The organism is Cytophagia bacterium CHB2 (genome assembly GCA_030263535.1).
GTDB lineage: Bacteria > Zhuqueibacterota > Zhuqueibacteria > Zhuqueibacterales > Zhuqueibacteraceae > Coneutiohabitans.
The window spans coordinates 1-8,443 of record SZPB01000290.1 but is presented as its reverse complement, the minus strand read 5'-3'; the positions used below and the strand labels follow the sequence as shown (position 1 = coordinate 8,443).

General features: G+C 51.4%; 11 protein-coding genes. 6 read left to right on the top strand and 5 right to left on the bottom strand.

All coding sequences use genetic code 11. From position 1 onward, the window contains the following. From FBQ85_22265 to FBQ85_22250, 4 genes are all read right to left on the bottom strand, one after another. The coding region (locus FBQ85_22265) for a hypothetical protein (GenBank protein MDL1877865.1) at positions 1-242 on the bottom strand (242 nt) is incomplete at its 3' end. 212 nt (positions 243-454) lie between these two features. Next, the gene (locus FBQ85_22260; GenBank protein ID MDL1877864.1) at positions 455-3,460 is read right to left on the bottom strand and encodes a TonB-dependent receptor; all 3,006 of its coding nucleotides are present in this window, start codon (positions 3,458-3,460) and stop codon (positions 455-457) included. After that, positions 3,435-4,475 carry a LacI family transcriptional regulator gene (locus tag FBQ85_22255; protein MDL1877863.1) on the bottom strand — a complete coding sequence of 347 codons (1,041 nt, stop codon included), beginning with the start codon at positions 4,473-4,475 and terminating at the stop codon, positions 3,435-3,437. The genes FBQ85_22260 and FBQ85_22255 overlap by 26 nt, the downstream gene beginning before the upstream one ends. Positions 4,476-4,880: 405 nt before the next feature. Then, positions 4,881-5,276 (bottom strand): hypothetical protein, encoded by a 396-nt coding sequence (locus FBQ85_22250; protein MDL1877862.1) that lies wholly within the window; start codon positions 5,274-5,276, stop codon positions 4,881-4,883. On the opposite strand from FBQ85_22250, the gene FBQ85_22245 reads away from it, so the two are divergent. The 6 genes from FBQ85_22245 (at position 5,277) to FBQ85_22220 (ending at position 8,100) form a co-directional block, all read left to right on the top strand. Next, positions 5,277-5,687 (top strand): hypothetical protein, encoded by a 411-nt coding sequence (locus tag FBQ85_22245; protein ID MDL1877861.1) that lies wholly within the window; start codon positions 5,277-5,279, stop codon positions 5,685-5,687. A 3-nt stretch (positions 5,688-5,690) separates the two neighbouring features. Next, positions 5,691-6,125: a hypothetical protein gene (locus FBQ85_22240; GenBank protein MDL1877860.1), complete on the top strand. Its 435-nt coding sequence runs from the start codon at positions 5,691-5,693 to the stop codon at positions 6,123-6,125. Positions 6,126-6,817: 692 nt separating this feature from the next. Then, positions 6,818-7,087 (top strand): type II toxin-antitoxin system MqsA family antitoxin, encoded by a 270-nt coding sequence (locus FBQ85_22235; GenBank protein MDL1877859.1) that lies wholly within the window; start codon positions 6,818-6,820, stop codon positions 7,085-7,087. A 15-nt stretch (positions 7,088-7,102) separates the two neighbouring features. Continuing rightward, a complete protein-coding gene (locus FBQ85_22230; protein ID MDL1877858.1) occupies positions 7,103-7,375 on the top strand; it encodes a hypothetical protein in 273 nt (90 codons plus the stop codon). A gap of 37 nt (positions 7,376-7,412) precedes the next feature. Then, a complete protein-coding gene (locus FBQ85_22225) occupies positions 7,413-7,733 on the top strand; it encodes a nucleotidyltransferase domain-containing protein (GenBank protein ID MDL1877857.1) in 321 nt (106 codons plus the stop codon). Further along, a complete protein-coding gene (locus tag FBQ85_22220; protein MDL1877856.1) occupies positions 7,714-8,100 on the top strand; it encodes a HEPN domain-containing protein in 387 nt (128 codons plus the stop codon). Before FBQ85_22225 ends, FBQ85_22220 begins: the two co-directional genes overlap by 20 nt. 91 nt (positions 8,101-8,191) lie before the next feature. Here FBQ85_22220 and FBQ85_22215 read toward each other — a convergent pair. Continuing rightward, a partial coding sequence (locus FBQ85_22215; GenBank protein MDL1877855.1) for a hypothetical protein occupies positions 8,192-8,443 on the bottom strand: 252 nt, incomplete at its 5' end.

Sequence of the window (8,443 nt, the reverse complement as noted above, 5' to 3'; positions counted from 1 at the left end):
AGCTTGCGGTTGACCCACACTGGCTCCCAGTATGCCTGGCCAAAGGCCCAACGCGCCAGTGAAGTCACCACGGCATAGATAACAAGCAGCGTTGCCACCGTCAGGAGCGTATTGCCCACGCCGCTAAACAGATTGTTGCGCAGCCAACCGACAATTCCCAATTGGCTTATGGGCGGGCGCTGGGCTGGCCTGGGATGGGCCTGGTTGACCCAGACTGGCGCGTCAAAGTCTGCTTGCCCCACGTCACTTGCCCGTGCACCACGTCGCCACAAACAAACAGCGCAATTATGATTGCCGCAATACGCCGCCCTAACGGCAATTGCCACAACCGATAAAAATGAGTCAATGGCTTCATGAAGGCTCTCCACACATCGCTCGCAGGGAACAGCAGTTGAATTTAATGCAAACGTTTGCACAAATTGGTTTTGTCAAACATGACCTCGTGGCTTTATAATTAAAACTCGGTCTTAAACTGAAAAAACCATTGCCGCGGCGGCACTTCGTAGGAATACCACTCCCATTCATCATCCTCCCCCGAAAACCAATTCGGCGGCAGACGATCACGCTCAGGTAAATTAGGATTTTGATGCCAGCGTACCAAATCGTCGCCATAAACCAAACGCAAAAATTTCGAATCGAAGAGATTGCGGACTTCCATGCTGAACTCGGTGTGCAAGCCTGCCCACTTGAACCCTTTGGTCGCCTTCACATTGGTTTGATAATAGCTGAACCAGCGCCGGTTGTTGGGCTTGGTGGAAATATCACCGGGCGCATGATAGGTGTAAGGCTGGCCGCTGCGCCACCAAAAATAAACATTCACATTAAAATCGCTGAGCGGCTTCACGCCCGCCAGCTTCGGCCCGCGCCCCGGCTCGATGTACAAATTCGCCCAGCTTTTGATGCGATGAAAGCTGCTCCACGCCCCCTCGCCTTGCCGCAAACCTTTCGGCACATTCACGCGCACCGAGCCGGGCTGATGCAATTGGCTAAAACCGACTTCGCCGTCGAACGACCAAAAAATATCATGGCTCGCGCCGAAATTGAGCGGGCCCTGAAAACGCGTATCCAGCTTGGTTTCAATGCCGCGCACGTCGGAATAGCCGGAGTTGCTCAACATCAGCGCTTTGGTGGTGTTGTATTGCGCGGCATACACGCCGGTGATAACGTTGGCTTCTCGGCTGGCATCTTTGTAATAGCCGGTGAGATCGAGCTTCAAGCGATTGGCGATGTTGTAATCCACCCCCAATTCATATTGAATGGTGCGCTCGAAGCTCATCTCGGCATTGCCATACCAGCCCTGCCATTCTTCCATGTAGGTAATTTGATCCGCATAGGGATCGAGCACGGTGTTCATGTCTTCCGTATAATTCACAAACGGAAAGCCGAACATTTTTGTCCACGACGGGCGCTGATAGAAATGGCCGTATACAAAATGCAACACGGAATTTTCGCTAATGGGATGCGAGATGCCCAAACGCGGCGAAAACGCCGTTTGCAATTTCGTGCGCTCAAGCTCGGGATTGCCGGGATAACCCAACGGCTTGCTCGGATCATGCCCGGGCGTGGTGGGTTGCATCGCCAACGGATCATAGCGATTCTTGGGCGCGGAACGGTTTTGATGAAAAAAATCCAGACGCACGCCGGCATTCACCACCAAGCCGGGAAACTCCATTTTATCTTGCGCATACACATTGCCTTCGTAAGGCTTGCCGTCGAACACGTTCAACAAATTCCAGCGATTGCCGCCTTCGTAAACGCCCATAAAATGGCGATAGTTGAAATCAAATTGCCGGAATCCTGCGCCCGTTTTCAACTGATGATGCGCCGTGATTTGGCTGGTGTAATCGGCTTTGAGCTGGAACACTTCGCTCTGGTTGTCGGTGAACGTATGAAAATAGCCCTGTTCGAGAAAGCGATTAACCATCTTCTGCGTGTCGTCGCGGCGCGACCATAAACTGTCGGCAATGATATGATTGCGATCGGAACGATCCATCTTGTCACGCAAATAGCTCAGATTGATTTCATAAAAAGATTTGCTGTTCAGCGCGTGCGTGAAGCGCGCATAGATTTGCGACCAGCGGCGCAACTCCGGCCATTGGCGGTAAATCGCGCCTTCGGGATTATATTTCGCGCGGGCGTATTGCTCATCCACCCGCATGGGCGCCAACCAGGCGGATTCCTGCGCTGACTCGATCGTGTTGAAATTGACTGCCGGGTAATCCGCGCTTTCGTAACCGCCATAAAATCCGCCCAGGCGCAATTTGAGCGACGGTGAAAATTTATAATTCAAATAACCTTGAAAGTTGAATTCGGGATTGTACGGCAGGGATTGCGGGAATATGCTCACACCTTTTTTGTAACGGCCCGAAACGAGAAAACTCAAATCATCCGTCAACGACCCGAACAGCGTCGCTTCGATTTCCGGTTCGGCGCGGTCGGCATATTTTGCCAGTGTGCTGTTGGGCGTAATCGACTTGCGCCACGCCGACAGCAAAGAATCGGGGTTTTGGCCGTAAAACGGGCCGCTGTTGGGATTTTGCGATTGTTGTGTCCAATAGTTCAGATCGAAAAATTTATAATCATAGTTTTCTTTGCTGTAAAAATTCGGACCAAAATGATATTTGCCTGCCGGGCGCAAACGCGTGATCACCGTGCCGTGCAGCCCCTCGCCCGCTTCTTTGGTAACGATGTTGATCACCGCGGAACGGCCCTCGCCATATTCCGCATTGTAGCCGCCGGTAAGCAACGAAATCTGTTCAATGGTCGAGGTATTGAATCCGGTATAATTATCGGAAAGCAAACCGCTGTTCACGCTGAGATTGTCGAGCATGTACACCGCTTGCACGATGGAACTGCCGCGAATATACGTCTGCGTCTCCCCGCGCGTCCAGGCCACCGCGGGCGGCGAGCTGATGATGCCGGTTTGAATTTCAATCGCTTCCCTAACCGTGCGCACCCAGGATCGCTTCATCTCTTGAATGGTCATCACCTGCTCGCTGGCCGTGAGATCATGCTCGATCGCCGGCCGCTCCGCCGTCACCGTAATCATCTCGCCTTCAATCAACGCCGGTTTGAGCGCCGCTTGCAGTTGCGTCGTGCGATCGGCATGCACCAACACGTCCGTTTGGGTTATTCTCTCATATCCGAGGTAGGAAAACGTGACGGCATAAACGCCCGGGGGAACACTCAAAATGAAAAATTCGCCTTTGGGATTGGTGGAAGCGCCCAGAGTCGTTCCTTCAATGAAAACGATTGCGCCAAACAGCGGCTCTTTGGTTTGCCGGTCCGTAATCACCCCGGCAATTTTGCCGGTGGTTCCGGCAAAGGCGGTGGCGGACAAACAGACGGCGAGGCAGGACGGCATAAGGAAAGAAAACCAGCGAGGAGCGTTTCTGTTCATCGAATACTCCATGCGAATGAAACGGGGCAGCAACTCAGGAAGCTTGCCGGACCAGGGCAAGAGAAGATTTGCGCATGACGGAATCCCGCACGATCAAACGCGGCTCCAACAAAATGCGGCGGCGCTCTCCGTTCGGCGTGCGCAAGCGGCGAAACAGCAATTTGACCGCCATTTCGCCCATTTTTTCCACAGGCTGCGCCACCGTGGTCAAGGCGGGAGAAAGATAGGTGGCAAAACTGGGGTCGTCAAATGTGATAAGAGAAACATCCTGCGGCACACAATAATGATCTTCCTTCAGCGCTTCCAACGCGCCCATGGCGATCAAATCACCGGCAGTGAAAATCGCCGTGGGCGGCTCTTGCAATTTAAGCAACAGCTTGGTTTCCAAATAACCGTTATAGTTGCGAAAATCATCACCCACAATCAAACGCTCGTCGAGCGGAAGATGGCTTTCTTGCAAGGCCTGCTTATAGCCCTGCAAACGGCCTTCGTTGACATAGGTGCCGGACAGGCCTTGAATAAAGGCAATGAGACGATGGCCCTCCCGAATCAAGTATTGCGTGGCGAGATATGCGCCGCGAAAATTATCGACGCTTACCGCATCCACCGCGAGCCTGTCAAAGCAGCGATCGACCATCACCCACGGCACACCGGCGGTTTCGATCTGCTTTAAATGATTCGCCTCTTGTCCGACCGAAGCGATAATCAAACCGTCGACTTTCTTCTCCAACAAAATTTTTATGGATTCCGCTTCGATCGCCGTGTTTTCATCGGCATCGTAAACGAAAATGCTGTAGCCGGATTTGCGCAATTCTCCGGCAATGCTTTTGACCAGCGTTGCAAAAAAGGGATTGGAAATATCCGGCACGATCACGCCGATTTCGTGGGTTTGATTGAGGCGCAAGCCACGCGCGAGCTTGTTTGGGCGATAACCCAGCTCTTCCGCGGCTTTACGAATCAATGCTTTGGTGGCAGCGCTGATTTTGTATTTATTGGAATGGTCGTGGAGCACACGCGAGACGGTGGAAACCGAAAATCCCGTTTGTTGCGCAATCTCGAGTAAGCGGGCACTCATGAAGCGGCCTTTTGGTTACACATGCTCTGCGAGTGGTTTGAAGGATAACAAACCTGTCAATCAATGCAAACGATTGCACTGACAATAGCATTTTGAAATCACATTGTCAAGCAGTTTTCAAAAATTTGTACTCGTTGGGATGTGTTACGTTTTTTTTGTGGAGGGAAATGTGGAAATACTTCAACCGTTTTCAATCAGATTTGCCTCACTCCCGCCTTGATTGCGGCTTGAATTTGCCCTTGAATCCAATTCCCGCCTCGAGGGTGAGTGCCTTTATGTCTCCTGCAATCGAAACGCCTGGAATGATGAACCCATAGGATTCCGGAGCTCAATCGAAACGGAATCCCATCGTAACGCCGACTCCCACGGCCAATGCGCTGCCGCGAGATTCGCCCCGTGGTAGCGCTATTGCCATGCCAGCGCCGGGCAATAAAATCCCTTCAATCCGACTCCGATCTCACTGCCATAAAGTCGGCTTTGCCTGCCGATTCCCGCTGCGCCGGAAAAGAAAAGCCCAACAAAACCTTTCTCGACGAGTGCTTGCTGGCTCAAGGCCAGCGCCGGGAACAAGAAAACCAGAAAACAGTCGCGCGTATTTTCATAAATGCCTGCATTCGAGCGAGCGGATGACGCTTTCCACCGCCTTGAGTTGATGATCTCGATGTGCGTCGAAATGGCGTTGGAGAGTTTTGGACATAGCGTGGCAAAAATTGAATTGAAGATGAAAAAACTATTGCCTATATTTTCAACGTCTGTATAAGACCTTACAAACACTCTCCTCACAATGAAAAAGGAGTCCACATGCCGCAAACAACCGTTGAAGAAATTCTGACTGCGGTGCGACAATTGCCAAGCCGGGAGCGCCGGCGGTTATCAGAGCTTTTAGACCGCGAACGGGAAATCGAGCCGCAAGAAAATGAACCCCAGGCATCGCCGCTCGAATTCTCTCAACCTCGCCCCACCGCCGAAATTCCTGCCAGCCGCGAGGCGGAGATGCAATGGCTGCTCGATCATCCGAATTTCTGGGACCAGCATCGCGGCGAGCACGTCGCGCTTTGGGGCTACGAAATGATCGCCGTTAGCAAGGACGCAAAAGAAGTTTATGCCGAAGCTCGGCGGCGTGGAATCAAGTTTCCTTTTGTGCAATATCTGCCCGTGCATGAGCACGAATGGTACTTGGGCATGTCCAATCAACCTGCTGTCGAGCCTTGAGCGATGCCGCAATTAGAATTCGAATATCAATTCAACTATCGCCCTTTTGTTCTTGAAACGGCCAGCCAAAAAACGCTAACGCCACCGTTTCCCGTGATCGAAATAGCGCTGGCTGATAACGACTTGACACGAACGGCACTGGCATTGATCGATTCCGGATCGACTTTTTCGCTGTTTTCTCGAGAACTGGCCGACGTATTGGGCATTGAGGTTTTGCAGGGACGAGTGCAAAAGTTGTCCACCTTGGGCGGCCCTTTGCTCGCTTATGGCCACGAAATTGATCTCGAAATCACGCCCAACCTCCACTACAAAACTGAAGTGCTTTTCTCAGAATATCCCATTCCGCGTAATTTGCTGGGGCATAACGGCTTCCTGGATCGCGTTGCTGTGGCTTTGCGAAGCAAATACGGGTTGATTTATCTTCACCCTGAAATTTAGAATTTTTGCTTTTTCCCGCCTTTCGTCAAAATCTTCAAATAATGCTCAGCCGGCACACATCAGCCAGTCGCATCTTGGCTTGATCCGTCAGCGCGCTGTCGAGGCAGGCGAGAATGTCCTCGGACTTCGACGAGACCTCGGCGAGCTCGGTCGAGCCGCTCAGTCGAGTCGCGCGAAGCTCCAAACGTTTGATGGTGGCTACTTTGATTTTAGGATCAAGGCAAATGAAGAGCCGGTGGCCACAGCGGATAAAAAGACTCTATCTATGGCGGTACTCTGCTCATTGAAAGTACATCTGGCCCTACTTGAGCGCTGATTGATTCACCTCCGCCCGCCCACGGGGCAAAACCCGTAAAGACAGGGCGATAATCGATGTTCATGCTGCGGAAGTGCTGGCGTTTTTATTAAACACTTTTTTCTTCCATAGCCTGTTTGGCTTTATACCAACCCCTCGCTGTAAACAATTCGTGGAATCGGAAAGTTGCTGTTTGCGAGATAGCGACGATCCAGCCATCCTGCGGGTTGTGATGGCTGTAAAAATGCATATTCATAAAAAGAATTTGTAAGTCTCATGTGTTTCGCTTAAATTTTTGGGCATGGATATCGAGGTTATCAAGGCGAAAGGTCGGGTTAACGAATTCCCGTTGAGCGAGCACGCGAGCCTTGATCCCTGGACGCGAGGAAAATGAAATATGAAAAACAACCAATGCCCTTTCTGCGGCTCTGAAGATTGCGAAGAACGCCGAGTTGAATATATTTACCGGCGCAACGACAAGTACCTGATCGTTCGCGATATGCCCTGCGAAGTCTGCTTGCGCTGCGGCGAGCGCTATTACCCCGCAGAAGCTTTGCTGGCTGTCGAGGCTCGATTCAAAGCCATTCACGATAAACAAAGAGAAGCCAAAGAAACTTTGGCGATTCCTGTAGAGTCGTTCGTGCCTCTTACGGTCCAAGCTGGCTAAAATGGAAATAACCCTATGCCTACACAAGTCACCATCGAAATCGATGAGATGGGACGTGTAATACTTGCGCCTGAGCTTCTTAGTGCCTTACGGCTTTCTCCTGGAACCGCCCTTGTGTCAGAGCTGAAAGAAGGGAGAATCGTATTGGAGCCGCTCCCAGAAGACCCGGAGCTCATCGAAAAGGATGGCCTACTTGTCGTTCGCCCCCGCATAACGGGGAATATCGCGAACTGGGTTCAGCAGGATCGCGATGACCGCATCACCAGTTTGATCAGGGAGTTCAGATGAAAATTGGGTACTTCCAATAACGTCAGCTTGATGATAGATGATTACTCAGGAACAAATTCAGGCGGTTGCTCACCAAATCGCCCAAAAGTTTAATCCGCTCAAGGTCCTTTTGTTCGGTTCCTACGGCCGCAATGAAGCCCATCCTCGCAGCGATGTTGATCTGCTCGTCATCCTTGAAGATGATCAGCGCGTCGACGACCCCGAAGTGGAAGTTGCCACGAGTGTAACCCATTCCTTCCCGATGGATATTCTCGTGCGGTCGCCGCAACAAGTGGCTGAGCGCTTGCGAATGGGTGATAGCTTCTATCGGGATATTGTCGAGAAAGGGGTGGTGCTTTATGAACGCCCTGGTGGCTGAATGGCTTGCCAAAGCCGAGCAGGATTATCATTCTGCCCGGCGTGATTATCGGGCAAGAAAGTTTCCGAATTACGACGGCGCGGGTTTTCACGCACAGCAGTGTATTGAGAAATACCTCAAAGGCTTTTTGGTGTCCTGCGGGCAGCCCTCGGCTTGGGGACACGATCTACTCGCCATTACTGAAAAATGCCTACCGTTTTTTCCAGAGTTGGAATTAGAGAAACCGTTGTTGGCATTACTTACAAAGTTTGGCGTGCGGTATCGTTATCCTGGGGAATCCGCATTGAAAGCTGACGCCAAGAACGCGATCAAGGCAATGGAACAATTACGCAAGCTTATCCGCGAAAAGCTGAAGCTATCGGATTGATGGATCTGCACCGGGCCCAATTTACCCAGCTTTGCAAGTCGCAGTTTCTTCTTCTCATACCAAGCCTCCAAATCTGCAAATCGAGAAACCTTCACGCAGCGGCCTTCGATATTTTTTTCAGCGCCTCCGCTTTAGCTTGTGGTCGATGTTGATACTTTTCAACTTTTCCAACTGACACATTCTCAAAAGTTGCCGCATAATCCGCCGCGCTCAATACGGTGTCATAAAGGCCAATGTCCTCGCCCTCGTGTTTATTGATGTCCAAATATGTCAGGCTGGCGTCTTCGTAACGTTTGAACTTGTAAACGGCGTCATTCATTAATGCGCTGTTGAAGACACCAAG

Excerpts from the sequence above, each read along its gene's own strand:
- FBQ85_22220 (MDL1877856.1), top strand. The coding sequence starts at position 7,714 with ATGAACGCCCTGGTGGCTGAATGGCTTGCCAAAGCCGAGCAGGATTAT.
- FBQ85_22240 (MDL1877860.1), top strand. The coding sequence starts at position 5,691 with ATGCCGCAATTAGAATTCGAATATCAATTCAACTATCGCCCTTTTGTT.
- FBQ85_22235 (MDL1877859.1), top strand. The coding sequence starts at position 6,818 with ATGAAAAACAACCAATGCCCTTTCTGCGGCTCTGAAGATTGCGAAGAA.
- FBQ85_22255 (MDL1877863.1), bottom strand. The coding sequence starts at position 4,475 with ATGAGTGCCCGCTTACTCGAGATTGCGCAACAAACGGGATTTTCGGTT.
- FBQ85_22225 (MDL1877857.1), top strand. The coding sequence starts at position 7,413 with ATGATTACTCAGGAACAAATTCAGGCGGTTGCTCACCAAATCGCCCAA.
- FBQ85_22230 (MDL1877858.1), top strand. The coding sequence starts at position 7,103 with ATGCCTACACAAGTCACCATCGAAATCGATGAGATGGGACGTGTAATA.
- FBQ85_22245 (MDL1877861.1), top strand. The coding sequence starts at position 5,277 with ATGCCGCAAACAACCGTTGAAGAAATTCTGACTGCGGTGCGACAATTG.